Origin of the sequence: Sphingomonas ginkgonis, assembly GCF_003970925.1 — a bacterium.
Classification (GTDB): Bacteria; Pseudomonadota; Alphaproteobacteria; order Sphingomonadales; family Sphingomonadaceae; genus Sphingomicrobium; species Sphingomicrobium ginkgonis.
In genome coordinates this window covers 483,613-499,517 of the sequence record NZ_RWJF01000001.1, presented here as the reverse complement: position 1 = coordinate 499,517, position 15,905 = coordinate 483,613, and the positions used below count along the sequence as shown (strand labels likewise).

Annotated in this window: 15 protein-coding genes; 7 read left to right on the top strand and 8 right to left on the bottom strand. The window is 70.0% G+C overall.

The features are described 5' to 3' along the window. Window positions 1-49 precede the first annotated feature (49 nt). From recQ to HMF7854_RS02460, 3 genes are all read left to right on the top strand, one after another. Window positions 50-1,813, top strand: a complete 1,764-nt coding sequence (gene recQ / locus HMF7854_RS02470) for a DNA helicase RecQ (protein ID WP_126717653.1) — start codon at window positions 50-52, stop codon at window positions 1,811-1,813. A gap of 90 nt (window positions 1,814-1,903) precedes the next feature. After that, the gene (locus tag HMF7854_RS02465; RefSeq protein WP_126717652.1) at window positions 1,904-4,057 is read left to right on the top strand and encodes a M3 family metallopeptidase; all 2,154 of its coding nucleotides are present in this window, start codon (window positions 1,904-1,906) and stop codon (window positions 4,055-4,057) included. A gap of 6 nt (window positions 4,058-4,063) precedes the next feature. Next, window positions 4,064-4,471, top strand: coding sequence for a TIGR01244 family sulfur transferase (locus HMF7854_RS02460; RefSeq protein ID WP_126717651.1), 408 nt, complete (start codon window positions 4,064-4,066; stop codon window positions 4,469-4,471). Here the strand turns inward: HMF7854_RS02460 and HMF7854_RS02455 are convergent. The 5 genes from HMF7854_RS02455 to HMF7854_RS02435 are packed head-to-tail and all read right to left on the bottom strand — an operon-like array spanning window position 4,440 to window position 7,397. Continuing rightward, a complete protein-coding gene (locus tag HMF7854_RS02455; protein WP_126717650.1) occupies window positions 4,440-4,661 on the bottom strand; it encodes a putative signal transducing protein in 222 nt (73 codons plus the stop codon). The two genes, HMF7854_RS02460 and HMF7854_RS02455, sit on opposite strands and share 32 nt — an antisense overlap. Then, a complete protein-coding gene (locus HMF7854_RS02450; RefSeq protein WP_185829128.1) occupies window positions 4,661-5,218 on the bottom strand; it encodes a DUF924 family protein in 558 nt (185 codons plus the stop codon). The genes HMF7854_RS02455 and HMF7854_RS02450 overlap by 1 nt, the downstream gene beginning before the upstream one ends. After that, window positions 5,215-6,636 (bottom strand): metalloprotease TldD, encoded by a 1,422-nt coding sequence (gene tldD, locus HMF7854_RS02445; RefSeq protein ID WP_239016804.1) that lies wholly within the window; start codon window positions 6,634-6,636, stop codon window positions 5,215-5,217. Before tldD ends, HMF7854_RS02450 begins: the two co-directional genes overlap by 4 nt. After that, a complete protein-coding gene (locus HMF7854_RS02440; protein WP_126717648.1) occupies window positions 6,633-6,836 on the bottom strand; it encodes a zinc-finger domain-containing protein in 204 nt (67 codons plus the stop codon). Before HMF7854_RS02440 ends, tldD begins: the two co-directional genes overlap by 4 nt. A gap of 45 nt (window positions 6,837-6,881) precedes the next feature. Continuing rightward, on the bottom strand, window positions 6,882-7,397 hold the full coding sequence (locus tag HMF7854_RS02435; RefSeq protein ID WP_126717647.1) for a DUF4402 domain-containing protein: 516 nt from the start codon (window positions 7,395-7,397) through the stop codon (window positions 6,882-6,884). Window positions 7,398-7,511: 114 nt separating this feature from the next. Here HMF7854_RS02435 and HMF7854_RS02430 point away from each other — a divergent pair, with 114 nt between their 5' ends. Both HMF7854_RS02430 and nadB read left to right on the top strand, forming a co-directional pair. Continuing rightward, entirely contained in the window at window positions 7,512-8,453 is a 942-nt protein-coding gene (locus HMF7854_RS02430) for an ABC transporter ATP-binding protein (RefSeq protein WP_126717646.1), read from the top strand. Then, window positions 8,450-10,030, top strand: coding sequence for an L-aspartate oxidase (gene nadB, locus HMF7854_RS02425; RefSeq protein ID WP_126717645.1), 1,581 nt, complete (start codon window positions 8,450-8,452; stop codon window positions 10,028-10,030). The genes HMF7854_RS02430 and nadB overlap by 4 nt, the downstream gene beginning before the upstream one ends. Window positions 10,031-10,039: 9 nt before the next feature. Here the strand turns inward: nadB and HMF7854_RS02420 are convergent, their stop codons facing one another. Continuing rightward, complete coding sequence (locus HMF7854_RS02420) at window positions 10,040-10,708, bottom strand: TMEM175 family protein (protein WP_126717644.1); 669 nt, start codon at window positions 10,706-10,708, stop codon at window positions 10,040-10,042. Window positions 10,709-10,800: 92 nt separating this feature from the next. Further along, window positions 10,801-10,980 carry a hypothetical protein gene (locus tag HMF7854_RS02415; protein ID WP_126717643.1) on the bottom strand — a complete coding sequence of 60 codons (180 nt, stop codon included), beginning with the start codon at window positions 10,978-10,980 and terminating at the stop codon, window positions 10,801-10,803. A 94-nt stretch (window positions 10,981-11,074) separates the two neighbouring features. On the opposite strand from HMF7854_RS02415, the gene HMF7854_RS02410 reads away from it, so the two are divergent. Continuing rightward, a complete protein-coding gene (locus HMF7854_RS02410) occupies window positions 11,075-12,865 on the top strand; it encodes a hypothetical protein (protein ID WP_126717642.1) in 1,791 nt (596 codons plus the stop codon). 42 nt (window positions 12,866-12,907) lie between these two features. Here HMF7854_RS02410 and HMF7854_RS15645 read toward each other — a convergent pair whose 3' ends face one another. Then, entirely contained in the window at window positions 12,908-13,048 is a 141-nt protein-coding gene (locus HMF7854_RS15645; RefSeq protein WP_185829127.1) for a hypothetical protein, read from the bottom strand. On the opposite strand from HMF7854_RS15645, the gene polA reads away from it, so the two are divergent. Continuing rightward, window positions 13,047-15,878, top strand: a complete 2,832-nt coding sequence (gene polA / locus HMF7854_RS02405; RefSeq protein WP_239016803.1) for a DNA polymerase I — start codon at window positions 13,047-13,049, stop codon at window positions 15,876-15,878. The two genes, HMF7854_RS15645 and polA, sit on opposite strands and share 2 nt — an antisense overlap. Window positions 15,879-15,905 lie beyond the last annotated feature (27 nt).

Sequence of the window (15,905 nt, the reverse complement as noted above, 5' to 3'; positions counted from 1 at the left end):
CGTTCGCGGCCTTGCACCGCAAGGCCCATGACCACAAAGAGCCGTCTTAGTGACCGACCCGCATCAGATCCTCCGCAACGTCTTCGGCTTCAACGACTTTCGCGGCGTTCAGGCCGAGGTGGTCGGGCGCGTGCTGGCGGGCGAGCACACCCTCGCCGTCATGCCGACCGGCGCGGGCAAGTCGCTCTGCTACCAGCTTCCGGCGCTCGCCCGCGCAGGCACGGCGCTGGTCGTCTCGCCGCTCATCGCGCTGATGCACGACCAGATCCGCTCGGCCGAGGCGCTGGGGATCCGCGCCGCCTCGCTGACCAGCGCCGACAGCGATCGCGCCGAGGTCGAGCGGCGGTTCCGCGCGGGCGAACTCGACCTCCTCTACGTCGCGCCGGAGCGGGCCAACACGCCCGGCTTCCAGCGGCTGGTCAGCGGCGCGCGGCTGGCGCTGATCGCGATCGACGAGGCGCATTGCGTCAGCGAATGGGGGCACGACTTCCGCCCCGACTATCGCCAGCTTCGCGGCCTCTTGGACCGTTTTCGCGACGTGCCCCGCCTGGCGCTGACCGCGACCGCCGACCAGCGGACTCGCGAGGATATCCTCGATCAGCTCGGGATCCCGGCCGAGGGGCTGATCGTCGCCGGCTTCGACCGGCCCAACATCCGCTACTCGATCCGCCCGCGCGACCAGGTTGGGGCGCAGCTCAAGGGCCTGCTGGCGACCGTGCCCGGGCCGGGGATCGTCTACGCGCCGAGCCGCGACAAGGCGGAGCGGATCGCGGAAGGGATCGCCGGGTCGGGCCGCCCGGCGCGCGCCTATCACGCCGGGCTCGAGCCGCAGGTCCGGCAGCGCAACCAGGCCGATTTCGTCGCCTCGGAAGAGATGGTGATGGCGGCGACGGTCGCGTTCGGGATGGGCATCGACAAGCCCGACGTCCGGCTGGTCGCGCATGCCGGCATCCCCAAGTCGATCGAGAGCTATTATCAGGAGACCGGCCGCGCCGGGCGCGACGGCGACCCAGCCGAGGCGGTGCTGTTCTGGTCGGCGAGCGACTTCGCCAACGCCCGGCGGCGGATCGAGACCGAGGTCCCGGCCGAGCGCCAGGCCGGCGAGCGCGAGCGGCTGAACGCACTGGCGGCGCTGGTCGAGACCGCCGGCTGCCGCCGCGCCGTCCTCCTCCGCCACTTCGGCGAAACTCCGCCCGAGACGTGCGGCAACTGCGACAACTGCCTCGAGCCGCCGCAGACGATCGACGTGACCGAAGTCGCGCGCAAGCTGCTGTCGGCGGCGTTCCGGACCGAGATGCGGTTCGGGGTCGGCCATCTGACCGCGGTGCTCGGCGGCGACGACAACGAGAAGGTGCGCGGGTTCGGGCACGACCGGCTGAGCGTGTTCGGCATCTGCTCGCCCGACGAGCTGGCGCTGCTCAAGCCGGTGTCGCGCCACCTGATCGCCGCCGATGCGCTGCGCGCGGACGCTTACGGCGGCCTGAGCTTCGGGCCGGGCGCCAAGGCGATCCTCAAGGGCGAGAAGGATGTGCGGATCGCCGTCCCGCCGCCGCGCCAGCGCCGCCGCCGCGGCTCGAGCGAGGCCAATCCCGTCGGCGACCCGCTGTTCGAGGCGCTCCGGCAGAAGCGTCGCGCCCTGGCGACGGAGGCCGGGGTACCCCCCTATGTGATCTTCCACGACAGCGTGCTGCGCGAGATCGCGGCGGCCCGGCCGGCCAGCCTCGCCGCGCTCGGACAGATCAGCGGCGTAGGCGCGGCCAAGCTCGACCGCTACGGCCGGGCGATTCTGGAGACCGTTGCCGAGGCCGGCTAAGCCCCTGTCCGCGCACGGGAAAACATTCAGGCTTGCGTAAGCCGCGCGGGCGTTGGAGAGGTCCGACCGTTCGTCATCGTCGGAGTGTTCATGACCCGTACCCTGTTGCTCGGTGCCGCGCTGGTGGCGCTGGCCGCCCCCGCTCAAGCCGTCGTCCCCGCCCTCGCCGGCAGCTCGGCCGGCCTGCCCGCAAGCAATCCCTTCGCAAAGACGAGCAGCCTTCCCTACGAGGCGCCGCGCTTCGACCAGATCAGGGACGGCGACTATGAGCCGGCGATCCGCGCGGGCATCGCCGAGCAGCGCCGCGAGGTGCTCGCCATCGCCAACAACCCCGCACCGCCGACCTTTGCCAACACGCTGGTGGCGATGGAGCGGTCGGGCGCGCTGCTCGAGCGGACCCAGCTCGCCTTCTCCGCCGTGTCGGGCGCCAACACCGACGACGCGCTGCAGGCGGTCGACACCCACACCGCGCCGCTGCTCGCCGCGCACCGCGACTTCATCTATCTCAACCCCAAGCTGTTCCAGCGCGTGCAGACGCTCTACGCCAGGCGGGCGAGCCTCGGGCTCAACCCCGAGCAGGCGCGGCTGCTGCAGGTCCAGTACGACCAGTTCATCCAGGCCGGCGCCAAGCTGTCGCCCGCCAAGCAGGCGCAGCTGAAGGCGCTCAACCTCCGCCTCGGCACGCTCGAGAGCAAATATACCCAGACCCTGCTCGCCGCCGCCAAGGCGGGCGCCTACCATACCACCGACCGCGCCGCGCTGGCCGGGCTCGGCGACGACCAGCTCGCCGCCGCGGCCGAGGCGGCCAAGGCGCGCGGGATGCAGGGCTATGTCATCCCGCTGCAGAACACGACGCAGCAGCCGCTGCTCTCCTCGCTGACCAATCGCGCGACCCGCGAAGCGATCTACAAGGCGTCGATCGACCGCGCATCGCACGGCGATGCCAACGACACCCGCGCGATGATCGCGCAGATCGCCCAGCTCCGCGCGCAGAAGGCGGCGCTGCTCGGCTTCCCGAGCTGGGCCGCCTACAAGCTCACCGACCAGATGGCGAAGACGCCCGAGAAGGCGATCGGCTTCGTCGAGGGGCTCGCCCCGGCGACCGCCGCCAAGGAACGCGCCGAGCACGCCGACCTCGACGCCATGATCAAGGCCGAGGGCGGCAACTTTACCGCCCAGCCGTGGGACTGGGACTATTATGCCGAGAAGGTCCGGGCGCAGCGCTACGCGCTCGATGATTCGGCGCTGAAGCCCTATTTCGAGATCCACAAGGTGCTGACCGACGGCGTCTTCTACGCCGCCAACCAGCTCTACGGGCTGACCTTCAAGGCGCGGACCGACATCCCGACCTGGAACCCGGACATGATGGTCTACGAGGTGTTCGAGGAGAGCGGGAAGCCGCTCGGGCTCATGTACTTCGATTATTGGAAGCGCGATAACAAGTCGGGCGGGGCGTGGATGTCCAACCTCGTCCAGCAGAGCGACCTGCGCGGGACCCGGCCGGTCATCTACAATGTCGCCAACTTCACCAAGCCGGCGCCGGGCAAGCCCGCGCTGATCAGCTTCGACGACGTGACGACCATGTTCCACGAGTTCGGCCATGCGCTGCACGGCCTGTTCGCGGCGCAGACCTATCCGACCCTGTCGGGCACCAACGTCGCCCGCGACTTCGTCGAGTTCCCCTCGCAGTTCAACGAGAACTGGGCGCTCGATCCCAAGGTGCTGCCGCACTATGCGGTCCACTACCAGACCGGGCAGGCGCTCCCGCAAGACCTCATCGACAAGATCAAGAAGTCGCGCACCTTCAACCAGGGCTATGCGCTTGGCGAGGCGGTGACCGCGGCGCGGATGGACCTGGCCTGGCACTCGCTGCCGGCGAGCGCGCCGCTGCAGAACGCCGACCGGTTCGAGGCCGACGCGCTGGCCAGGAGCGGCTTCGCGACCGACCTCGTCCCGCCGCGCTACCGCTCGCCCTATTTCCTCCACATCTGGAGCAACGGCTATTCGGCCGGCTACTACGCCTATGCGTGGACCGAGATGCTCGACCATGACGCCTTCGCCTGGTTCCAGGCGCACGGCGGCCTGACCCGCGCCAACGGCCAGCGCTTCCGCGATATGGTGCTGAGCCGCGGCAACACGATGGACCTCGTCACCATGTACCGCGACTTCGCCGGGCATGACCCGAGCCTCCAGCCGATGCTCGAGTTCCGGGGGCTTGCGGGACCGACCACAGCCGCGCGATAAGGAGTCATGTTCCGGCAGCTCGACGAGAAGACGATGGTCAGCGGGCAGATCGCGCCCGCCGACATGGCCGAGGCCCAGCGACTCGGAGTGACCCTGATCGTCAACAACCGGCCGGACAACGAAGACCCGGGCCAGCCGCTCAGCGCCGACCTCGAGGAGGCGGCGCGGGCGGCGGGCCTGGAATATCGCCACGTTCCGATCGCCCGCGGCATGGGCCCGACCGATGTCGAGCAGATGCGCGAGGCGATCCATTCGGCGGGCGAGGGCAAGCTGCTCGCCTTCTGCCGCTCGGGCAACCGCTCGACCCTCGCCTGGGCGGTCGCCCGCTCGGAAGACGGGGTGGCGCGCGACGAGCTGGAGCGCTGCGCCGAGGGCGCCGGCTTCAGCCTGGCCCCGGTAAGCCACCTTCTCTGAGCACGGAGCGGGCGAGGTCGAGATCCTCGTCCAGCACCATCAGCCGCACCGGGATCAGCCCCGCCGGCCCGTAGAACCCCGCCATTCCCTCGTCGAACAGCACCACGTCGATCATCGCCGACTCGAGCGCGAGCCGGGCGAGGTCCGCCTCGATCTGCGAGGGAAAGCGGGCGAGCTCGACCAGTGCCATCAGAATGGCTCAGGGCTGCCCGCCGCCCGCTCCTCCTCGGTCGGCACGCGGCCAAGCATCACATTGCGATGGGGGAAGCGGCCGAACCGCTCGACAATGTCGCGGTGGCGCCGGGCATAGTCGAGCTGCCGCGGTTCGCCGAGCCGGGCGAACAGCAGCAGCGAACGGCGCTGGTCGTCGCGCTTCTCGCTATGCTCGAACGGCATGTAGAGGAAGGTCCGCCGCTCGGGCGCGAGCCGCTCGTCCAGCCCGTGGTCGACCGCGCCGGCGGCGATCGCCCGCGCCAGCAGGTCGGTCGAGAACTGCTCGGCGTGGCCGCGGAACATGTTGCGCGGCAGCTGGTCGAACAGGATCGCGCCGGCGAGTGCCTGGTCGGGCGTGGCCAGGAACTCCTCCGCCGGCTGCTGGCGAAGCGCCGTCCACCAACCCTCGAACCGCGCCCTGATCTCGGCGTCGAGCTCGGGATCGCCGCTCCAGTGCTGCTCGTCCGAGAGGCCGAACCAGAAGGTCAGGAGCTGCTCCGCCCAGTCCGGCGGAACGCCCTCGGGAAGGATCAAGCGGCGGTCCCGCCGACCGTCAGCCCCTCGACCAGCAGGGTCGGCTGGCCGACCCCGGCGGGAACCGACTGGCCGCCCTTGCCGCAGATGCCGACCCCCTCGTCGAGCGCGAGGTCGTTGCCGATGCCCTTGACCCGGGTCAGCACGCTCGGTCCGTCGCCGATCAGGGTCGCGCCCTTGACCGGCTCGGCGAGCTTGCCGCCGCGGATCCGGTAGGCCTCGGTGCAGGAGAAGACGAACTTGCCGCTGGTGATGTCGACCTGGCCGCCGCCGAAGCTCTTGGCGTAGATGCCGTTCGGCACGCGCGCGACCAGTTCCTCGGGATCGTCGCTCCCGCCGAGCATGAAGGTGTTGGTCATCCGCGGCATCGGCGCATGCGCGAAGCTCTCGCGGCGGCCGTTCCCGGTCGGTGCCATGCCCATCAGCCGGGCATTCAGCCGGTCCTGCAGATAGCCCTTGAGGATCCCGTCCTCGATCAGCACGGTGCGCCCGGTCGGCGTGCCCTCGTCGTCGATGGTCAGCGAGCCGCGGCGGTCGTGGATCGCGCCTTCGTCGATCACCGTCACGCCGGGCGCGGCGACCCGCTCGCCGAGCCGGCCGGAGAAGGCGCTGGTCTTCTTGCGGTTGAAGTCGCCCTCCAGCCCGTGCCCGACCGCCTCGTGGAGCAGGACCCCGGGCCAGCCGGGACCGCAGACGACCGTCATCTCGCCCGCCGGCGCGGCGACGCTCTCGAGGTTTACCAGCGCCTGCGCCAGCGCGACGTCGATCGCCCGGTTCCAGGTCACCGGCTCGAACAGCTGGTCGTAGAGGTAGCGCCCGCCGAGCCCGTGGAAGCCGGTCTCGCGCCGGTCGCCCTGCTTGGCGACGATCGAGACGCTGAGCCGCACCAGCGGGCGGACGTCGGTGGCGACGAAGCCGTCGGCGCGGACGATCTCGACCACGCTCCAGCTGCCGGTGAGCGTCACGCTGACCTGCGCCACGCGCGGGTCGCGGGCGCGGGCCGCGGCGTCGATCTGCTGGCACAGCGCAACCTTGTCGGCGAACGGGATGGCCGAGAGCGGGTCGGCGGCGCCGTACATCGCCTGGTTGGTCCGCGGCGGCGGCGGCGCGGCCGCGCCCTTGGCGGGGTCGAGCAGCTGGAGCGTTGCCGCCGCCCGCTCGATCGCCGCAGCGCTGATCTCGCTGGCGTGGGAGAAGGCGGTGGTCTCGCCCGACACGCCGCGCAGCCCGAACCCCGAGCCGCTGTTGTAGTCGGCGGTCTTCAGCCGGCCGTCGTCGAACCCGAAGGCCTCGCTGACGCGGTACTGGAGGTAGAGCTCGCCGTCGTCGTGCCGCTCGAGGTGGCGGGCGGCGAGCCGCTGCGCCTCGGCGGGATCGAGCGTGCGGTAGAGGAAGCCGCGCGGGTCGGCGGCGCTCACGCGGCTTCGGCCGAGCCGGAGTCGGCGGGCCCGCCCGCCAGCACGTAGCGGCGGTCGCAATAGCCGCATTCGACGAAACCCTTCTCGTCGATGCGGAGATAGACCCGCGGGTGGCCGAGCGCGGGGCTGATCTCCCCCGCGCCGTCGCAGGCGACGACGTTGGTGCGGACGATGATGGTTTCGGGCGGCGGGATATCCATCCCGCTCAAGTAGCGGTTCGGGCCCCGCGCTTCAACGCGGCCGCGTCAGGGATATTGGACGGTGACGTCGAACGTCCCGCTGTAGAGCCCCTCGACCTGGTTGGCGGCGACGTTGAGCGTGCCCCCCACCCGGAAGGTGAAGACCTGCCGCGCCGCCAGCACGCGCTTGCTGGTGCCCTCGACGGTGAAGTTGCTGACCGTCATCGTCTCGGTCCCGCCCTGGCGGGTGAGGGTGACCGAGCCGACCGGAACCTTGATGTTGACCACCGAGCTGGAGACGGTCGCGCCCTGGAACTGCGCCGCGTGCGGAGTCCCGCTGACCGCGACCACCCCGCCGGTCGTCGTCATCGTGTTGCTGTTGGGGTCGATGACCGCGGTCCCCGCCGCCGGCGCGGCGAGCATGGCGAAGTCCATGTCGTCGAGCTTGAAGAAGGTGAGCGGCTTGATCAGCAGCGCGTTGGCGGTCGCCGGCGGGTTGGCGGCGACCCGGGCCGCCGTCGCGGGGCTCGCGGCGGACAGCAGCGAGGCGGCGACGAACGCAAAAGGCAGGGAGAGACGCATGCGGCGCTTTGCTTAAGCTGGTTAAGCTCAAATCCACCCTACCGATCAGGGTTAACACCGCGGTAAGCCTTCCGCCTTTGCGCGCGCTGGCGGCGCTCGCTATGCGCTTGCCCCATGACCAGCGACAGCGCCGCCATCCGCATCGAGGGCCTCGGCAAGACCTACACGAGCAAGGGCGCGCCGGTGAAGCGCGCGCTCGACGACATCAACCTGGAGATCCCGCGCGGACGCATCTTCGGGCTGCTCGGCCCCAACGGCGCGGGCAAGTCGACGATGATCAACATCATGGCCGGGCTGGTCATGAAGACCGAGGGCAAGGTCTCGATCTGGGGCTTCGACATCGACCAGCACCCGCGCAACGCCAAGCTGTCGATCGGCATCGTCCCGCAGGAAATCCTCTTTGACCCCTTCTTCACCCCGCGCGAGGCGCTGGAGATCCAGGCCGGGCTCTACGGCGTCCCCAAGGCCGAGCGGCAGAGCGACGCGCTGCTTGCCGCGATGCACCTCACCGACAAGGCCAACGCCTACGCCCGGACCCTGTCGGGCGGCATGAAACGCCGGCTGCTGGTGGCCAAGGCGATGGTCCATTCCCCGCCGATCCTCGTCCTCGACGAGCCCACCGCCGGGGTCGACATCGAGCTCCGCCAGCAGCTGTGGGACTATGTGAAGCGGCTCAACCAGGAGGGGGTGACGGTTGTCCTCACCACCCACTACCTCGAGGAAGCCGAGCAGCTCTGCGACCGGATCGCCATCATCAACCACGGCCGGGTCGTCGCCAACGAGCCGACTCGCGAGCTGGTCGGCCGCGCCCAGTCCAAGAATGTGGTGGTGACGGTCGACCGCGATCTCACGCAGGTCCCCGAGAACCGCTGCTTCGACAAGATCGAGCTGCTCGGCGAGCGACAGGTGGCGATCACCTACGCCAAGGACCGGGTCAACGCCGGCGAGGTGCTCGCCGCGCTGACCGGCGCCGGGCTGCAGATCGTCGACGTCTCGACCCGCGATCCCGACCTCGAGGACGTGTTCCTCGAGCTCACGCGGGGCGAGGCGGCGTGAGCCTCGACTTCGACGTCCTCATCGTCGGCAGCGGCGCGGCTGGCCTCACCGCCGCCCTGAACCTCGCCCCCAACCGGCGCGTCGGAGTGATTGCCAAGGGCGCGCTCGGCGAGGGCGCGACTGGCTGGGCGCAGGGCGGGATCGCCGCGGTGCTCGAGGAAGGCGACAGTTTCGAGGCGCACGTCCGCGACACGATGATCGCCGGCGCCGGGCTCAACAACTTGGGCGTGGTCGAGCAGGTGGTCGGCGAGGCGCCGGCCGCGATCCAGCGGCTGATCGAGCTCGGCGTTCCCTTCGCCGAGGAGGCCGGCGCGCTCCACCTGACCCGCGAGGGCGGGCACAGCCACCGCCGGATCGTCCATGTCGCCGACGCCACCGGCCATGCCGTCCAGCAGGCGCTCGAAAAGGCGGCGGTCGCCCACCCGAACATCACGCTGGTTCCCGACATGGTCGCGATCGACCTCGTCACCGGGCGCCATGCGACGAGCTTCTCGACCAGCGGCGCGGTGCACGGCCTCTACGCCTACAACCGCAAGACCCGCCGGGTGGAGACGCTGACCGCCCGCGCGACGATCCTCGCCAGCGGCGGAGCGGGGCGCGCCTATCTCTATTCGACCGCTCCGCGCGGGGCGACCGGCGACGGCATCGCCATGGCGTGGCGGGCGGGCTGCCGGGTCTCCAACATGGAGATGATGCAGTTCCATCCGACCTGCCTCTACAATCTTGCAGTCAAGAACTTCCTGATCACCGAGGCGGTCCGCGGCGAAGGCGGCCAGCTCAAGCTCCCGACCACCGGCGAGCGCTTCATGCCGCGCTTCGACGAGCGGGCCGAGCTCGCCCCGCGCGACGTGGTCGCCCGCGCCATCGACCACGAGATCAAGCGGCTCGGGCTCGACTATGTCCACCTCGACATCAGCCACCGCGAGCCCGACTTCGTCCGCGGCCACTTCCCCAACATCTACGACAAGCTGATGGGGCTGGGCATCGACATCACCCGCCAGCCGATCCCCGTCGTCCCGGCCCAGCACTATACCTGCGGCGGGGTGCTGGTGGACCCGCACGGCTGCACCGACGCGCCCGGGCTCTACGCCGCGGGCGAGGTGACCCAGTCGGGGCTTCACGGGGCCAACCGGCTCGCCTCCAACTCGCTGCTCGAGTGCCTCGTCTTCGGCGAGGCGGCCGCGCAGCACATCGACGCGCACTGGGATTCGCTTCCGGCGGTGCCGGCGATCCGCGAGTGGGACGAAAGCCGGGTCACCAACAGCGACGAGGAGGTCGTCATCCAGCAGTGCTGGGGCGAGATCCGCCGCTTCATGTGGAACTTCGTCGGGATCGTCCGCACCACCAAGCGGCTCGAGCGGGCCAAGCACCGCATCGACATGCTGCGGCAGGAAGTGCGCGACTATTACGCCCATTTCCGCGTGACGCCCGACCTGATCGAGCTGCGCAACCTGGTCGAGGTCGCCGACCTCATCATCCGCTCGGCCCTCAGCCGCCACGAGAGCCGCGGCCTCCACTACGTTCTCGACTACCCCCGCACGCTTCCCGAAGCCGTCGACACGGTGCTGGTACCCTAGCGGCGGCGCTCAGTTCGGCTCGTCCGCTTCCTCGATATCGCTGCCCGGCTCCTCGCCCGGCTTGTAGGTCGGGGCCATCGGCGGGAGCAGGTAGACGAGCGTGGCGGCGGCGACGAGCGCGATCCCGACCCGCCACTCGGCGACGGTGGCGACGATCGCGCCGGTCAGGCAGCACAGCGTGGTCAGGCCGTATTTGATGCTCGTCCGCCGGACGAAACCGTGGTCGAGACGGGGGTCGAGCAGGCCGCGGGTCGAGCCGTAGAACCAGCGGACCAGCCAGACCAGCGCGGGAAAGGTCAGCACCCAGGCGTAGACGATCGCCCCGGTCGCCGCGTTCGCCGGGTCGCCGAGATGGTCGATGAACGGCCGCGCCGGGAAGGGCGTGATGCTGACCGTGCCGAGGAACAGCAGGGTCAGCAGATTGAAGAAATGATCGGTCTTGCGCCACAGCTTGCCGCTGAAGTGCGAATAGGCCCAGTAGACGCCGATCACGACGAAGCTCATCGCGTAGGCCAGGAACTGCGGGCCGAGCTCGAGGAACTGGTCCTTCAGCGTGCCGCGGGACGGCTCGGGCAGGTGGAGGTCGAGCACGGGGAGGGTGATGGCGATCGCCAACACCGCGTCGCTGAACGCCTCCGCCCGGTCCGTCTTTCGTTCGCTGCCGCTGCCGTCCAGCATGGTCCCTCTGCCGTCACCTGAAGGGGTAAGCGCCTCCGGTGGTCGTTGGTTGCGACCGGCGGTCCGGCCGGCGCGGCGCAGGGGCGCCGGGATCAGCGCAGCTTGGCGATCTTGATCCCGTCCTGCTTGGCCCGCGCCTGGGTCGACTCCTCGCTTCGGGTCAGCGCCTTGGCGATCGCCTTCAGCCCCATGCCCTTGGCCGCCAGCCGCCTGAGCTTGTCCAGCTCCTCGGGCGTCCAGGCCTGTTTGTGACGTTCGAACTTCTCAGCCATGGCGCCACTGACGGCCTTTACGCGGCGAGAGCAAGCGCAAAGCGTCGGCCGGCGCGCGTTTGCACCGGCGCGGAAAGTCGGACAGGTTGGCGTCATGGGGGTCGAACAAGCGCCGGCGGCGACCGGGACAGGCGGTTTGTCGCGGCTGTGGGCGACGCTCGCCTGGCTCGCGCCGCTGCTCTGCGTCGCCTTCGGCCTGCTCTGCCTGCTGCTCGTGGTGGGTCCCGGAGACGGCACCTGGATGCTCTATGGCGAGCAGATGGCCGCGGGGCGGCGGATCTACTCCGACCTCGAGCTCCACCAGCAGCCCCTGTTCCCGCTGGTCGCCGAGGCGGCGGCGAACTGGCTTCCGGCGGGGCTGTACGGGCAGAAGCTGCCGTTCGTCGCCGTTTTGCTGGCGGAAGTCTGGCTGATCGCCGCGATCGCGCGCCGGGTCAGCCGCTCCCCGCTGCAGGCGGCGATCCTCACCCTCGCGCTCTTCTTCACTGCCATCCACTTCGAAGCGTCGCGCTTCGACGACTATCATGCGCTGGCCGAGACGCTGGTGCTGGCGTCGCTGCTGCTGTCCCTGCGCTTCCTCCATGACGAGATCGGCGAGCGCGGATTCGCGCTGGCGCAGGGGGCGCTTACCGCGCTGGCGCTGCTCACCCGGATCAACGAGGGGCTGGCGGTCGGCGGCGCGGTCGCGGTGATCCTGGTGGTTCGGCAGGGATGGTCGACGCGGCTGCTGCGCTCCGTCCTGCTGGGACTCGCCGGGTTCGCCGGGGTGCTTCTGCTGTGCCTGCTGCTGGTCGACGAGACCCCGGCGACCTGGTTCGACCTGACCATCCGCCAGGCTTCCTCGGCCAAGGGCGGCGGCTCGCTTCTGCTGACTCCGCCGCGGCTGCTCGACAGCGCCGCCCGCTTCCTCCTGCCGCACCGGCTCAAGCCACTGCTTCTCGGCGGGCTCGCCTGTGTCCTGCTCGGCGGCTTGCTGCGGGCGGCGGTGCGCCGGGCGGGCTCGCGCCGCGCGGCGCAGGTCGCGGTGCTCGTCGCCGGGCTGTTCTGGTTCGTGCTGCTGATCGCCTATCCGCCCGACCCGTTCGTCCCGCTGCTCGCCGGCGGATTTCTCCTGTGCCTCGCGGGGTTCCTGGCCGGGCTCGCGGCGGCGACGCTGCGGCCCCGCCCGTCCTGGCCTACCGGCGCCGCGCTGCTGCTGCTGTCCTACGCCGTGCTGCTGTTCCTGACCGGCGGGCTCAGCACCGGCGGCGATTTCCACGGGCTCTACTTTCCTCTCGCGGTGGCGCTGGTTCCGGCGACCCTGGCGCTGCGGCCGGCCGATCCCGCCTATGGGGCCGGCTGGTCGGCGCTGCTGGCGCTGATGGCGGCGAGCGGGTTAAGCTACCGCGTCGACAACCCCTTCAGCTGGCTAACCTACCAACTCCCACCCCTGCTCTCCAGCGAAGTCCTGGCGAACGATGCGCGGAATGGGCCGCATTACTTGCCTCGGCCGGTGCTGGAGCTGGTCGAGCCAGTCTGCCGGACCGTTCGGCCCGGGCAAGCGATGCTCTCGCTGCCCTATTCCTTCGCCAATTATTACTGCCGGATCCCGCTGTGGCACGGCGTCGTCCAGACCTTTTTCGACACCTCCACGGCCACCCAGATCCGCGAAATCGAGCAGGGACTGATCTCCGCGCCGCCACCGTACATCTTCTACCAGCGGCAGCTCGCGGTGCTGGAACTGCACGAGCGGATCTTCAACCAGGGTCGACCCCTGCCGCACCGCCGGCTCGACGCGCTGATCGTCGGGAAGGTGCGGTCGGGAGCGTGGCGGGTCGTCTATCGATCGAGCGCCTTCCCGCCGTCAAAATGGTACCTGATCGACACTCGACCCGCCGGTCGCTGATCCGAATGACGGAGCCCGGTCATGGCAAGTGTGCGGCTTCCGTCAGACCGGCGCCCAGCGGCTGGCGACCACTCTGTCCCGGAACAGGCTCAGCGCGGGAGGGACCAGCAGCCGAACCGCCGCGGGCCCGAGGCCGGCGATCAAGGCCGGGCACGCGTGCGCCAGCCCCCTGAATCCCTCCATGCTGGCAAGCGCGGCGAAGGATCGCTACATCGGCCGCTTCATGCCTGACGCCCAGCCCCACCTCTACCTCGTCGACGGGTCGAGCTACATCTTCCGCGCCTACCACCGGCTGCCGCCGCTGACGAACCGCCATGGCCAGCCGGCCGGCGCCGTCTACGGTTACACCGCCATGCTGTGGAAGCTGGCCGACGGGCTGGCCAAGGCCGAGGGACCGACCCACATGGCGGTGATCCTCGATGCGTCGGAGTCGACCTTCCGCAACCAGCTGTACGACCAGTACAAGGCGCACCGGCCGCCGCCGCCCGAGGATCTCGTCCCGCAATTTCCGCTGATCCGCACCGCCACCCGCGCCTTCTCGCTGCCGTGCATCGAGGAGAATGGGCTGGAGGCGGACGACATCATCGCCTGCTACGTCACCGCGGCGAAGAAGGCGGGATGGAAGGTCACCATCGTCAGTTCCGACAAGGACCTGATGCAGCTGATCGAGGACGGCGTGGTCGACATGCTCGACACGATGAACGACCGCCGGATCGGCATCGCCGAGGTCCACGACAAGTTCGGCGTCCCGCCCGAGAAGGTCGGCGACGTGCTGGCGCTGATGGGCGACAGCGTCGACAATGTCCCCGGCGTGCCGGGGATCGGCCCCAAGACCGCGACCCAGCTCGTCCAGCAGTACGGCGACCTTGAGACGGTCCTCGCCTCGACCGAGGAGATCAAGAAGCCCAAGCTCAAGCAGTCGCTGATCGACCATGCCGGCAACGCCCGGCTGAGCCGCGAGCTGGTCCGGCTGGTTTGCGACCATCCGCTGCCGCAGCCGCTCGACGAGCTGGTGCTCGACGGCATCCCGCCCGATCCGCTGCGTGCCTTTCTCGAGGACCAGGGCTTCAAGACGCTGTTGAACCGGATGGTCGGGAACGGCGCCAACGGCGGCGCCCAGCGCAGCGGAGCAGTGGTTCTGAACCCGGTGGTGGCGAGCGCCCCGCCGCCGCCCGAGCCGACCACGTTTGATCGCTCGCGCTACGAGACGGTGACCGACGAAGCGACGCTCGACCGCTGGATCGCCGAGGCCCGCGCGAACGGCGTGGTCGCGCTCGACACCGAGACCGACTGCATCGACTGCGTGGTGGCGAAGCTGGTCGGGGTGAGCCTCGCGACCGCCCCGGGCCAGGCCTGCTACATTCCCGTCGGCCATGGCGGCGGCGACCTGCTGAGCGAGGCGCCGCAGCAGCTGCCGATGGCGCTGGTGATGGAGCGTCTGAAGCCGCTCCTCGAGGATCCGGCGGTGCTCAAGGTCGGGCACAACTTCAAGTTCGACTGGACGATGTTCGCCAAGGCCGGGGTCGAGGTGGCGCCGCTCGACGACACGCTGGTGATGAGCTTCGACCTCGACGCCGGACGCAACCCGCACGGGCTGGACGAGCTCGCCAAGCTCCACTTCGAGCATCAGTGCCTGAGCTTCAAGGAGGTCTGCGGCAGCGGTCGCAACCAGTGCACCTTCGACCAGGTGCCGCTGGACCGCGCCACCGAATACGCCGGCGAGGACGCCGACGTGACGTTCCGCCTATGGCAGCGCCTAAAGCCGCGGCTGGCGGCGGAGCGGGTGACCCGGGTCTACGAGCTGGTCGACCGGCCGCTCGTCCCGACCATCGCGCGGATGGAGCGGCGCGGCGTCAAGGTCGACCGCGACTATCTCGCCGACCTCTCGGCCACCTTCTCGACCGAGATCGCCGCGCTCGAGGAGCAGGTCTACGAGGCGGCCTGCGGCCCCTTCACCATCGGCTCGCCGCAGCAGCTGGGCCAGGTGCTCTACGAGCGGCTGGGCCTGAAGGGCGGCCGCAAGGGCAAGAGCGGCGCCTATTCGACCGACGTCAACGAGCTCGAGCGGCTCGCCGCGGAGGGCGTCAGCTGTGCCCGGCTGGTGCTCGACTGGCGCCAGCTGACCAAGCTCAGGAACACCTACACCGAGGCGTTGCAGGCGCAGATCAACCCGGAGACCGGGCGCGTCCACACCAGCTTCTCGCTGTCTGGCGCGCAGACCGGGCGGCTGTCGTCCAACGACCCCAACCTCCAGAACATCCCGATCCGCACCGAGCTCGGGCGCAAGATCCGCGACGCCTTCGTCGCCGAGCCCGGCCATGTCCTGATGAGCGCGGACTACAGCCAGATCGAGCTCCGGCTCGCCGCGCACATGGCCGACGTGCCGCAGCTCAAGGACGCCTTCGCGAACGGCGCGGACATCCACTCGATGACCGCCGAGGAGCTGTTCGGGACGGCCGACCGCGACGCCCGCAACAAGGCCAAGACGGTCAATTTCGCGATCCTCTACGGCATTTCGAGCTGGGGGCTCGCCGGCCGGCTCGGGATCAGCAAGGAAGAGGGCAAGTTCATCATCGACCGCTATTTCGAGCGGTTCCCGGGTATCCAGACCTACATCGGCGAGACGCTCGCCTTCGTCCGCGAGCATGGCTTCACCCGCACCCTGTTCGGGCGCAAGACCCACTTCGCCAACATCCGCGCGTCGAACCCGAGCCACCGCGCCGGGGCCGAGCGGGCGGCGATCAACGCGCCGATCCAGGGCACCAGCGCCGACATCATCAAGCGGGCGATGGCGCGGATGGACGGGGCGCTCGCCGCCGCCGGCCTCGCCGACGTCAGGATGCTGCTGCAGGTCCACGACGAACTCGTCCTCGAGGTTCCGCAGGGCCGCGAGGAGGAAGCGGCGGCCGTGGTCCGGCAGGTCATGGCGACCGCCGCCGAGCCCGCCGTGACGCTCGACGTGCCGCTCGATGTCGAAGTCGGCTGGGGCGCGCACTGGGGCGCCGCGCATTGAGCGATTCTCCACGCCCGGCCGCGGCCG

What these genes read in the sequence shown, in the direction of transcription:
- HMF7854_RS02455 (WP_126717650.1), bottom strand. Translation starts at nt 4,661, where the DNA reads ATGGCACTGGTCGAGCTCGCCCGCTTTCCCTCGCAGATCGAGGCGGAC.
- HMF7854_RS02430 (WP_126717646.1), top strand. Translation starts at nt 7,512, where the DNA reads ATGACCAGCGACAGCGCCGCCATCCGCATCGAGGGCCTCGGCAAGACC.
- HMF7854_RS02435 (WP_126717647.1), bottom strand. Translation starts at nt 7,397, where the DNA reads ATGCGTCTCTCCCTGCCTTTTGCGTTCGTCGCCGCCTCGCTGCTGTCC.
- HMF7854_RS02420 (WP_126717644.1), bottom strand. Translation starts at nt 10,708, where the DNA reads ATGCTGGACGGCAGCGGCAGCGAACGAAAGACGGACCGGGCGGAGGCG.
- HMF7854_RS02410 (WP_126717642.1), top strand. Translation starts at nt 11,075, where the DNA reads ATGGGGGTCGAACAAGCGCCGGCGGCGACCGGGACAGGCGGTTTGTCG.
- polA (WP_239016803.1), top strand. Translation starts at nt 13,047, where the DNA reads ATGCTGGCAAGCGCGGCGAAGGATCGCTACATCGGCCGCTTCATGCCT.
- HMF7854_RS02415 (WP_126717643.1), bottom strand. Translation starts at nt 10,980, where the DNA reads ATGGCTGAGAAGTTCGAACGTCACAAACAGGCCTGGACGCCCGAGGAG.
- HMF7854_RS02460 (WP_126717651.1), top strand. Translation starts at nt 4,064, where the DNA reads ATGTTCCGGCAGCTCGACGAGAAGACGATGGTCAGCGGGCAGATCGCG.
- HMF7854_RS02440 (WP_126717648.1), bottom strand. Translation starts at nt 6,836, where the DNA reads ATGGATATCCCGCCGCCCGAAACCATCATCGTCCGCACCAACGTCGTC.
- HMF7854_RS02465 (WP_126717652.1), top strand. Translation starts at nt 1,904, where the DNA reads ATGACCCGTACCCTGTTGCTCGGTGCCGCGCTGGTGGCGCTGGCCGCC.
- HMF7854_RS15645 (WP_185829127.1), bottom strand. Translation starts at nt 13,048, where the DNA reads ATGGAGGGATTCAGGGGGCTGGCGCACGCGTGCCCGGCCTTGATCGCC.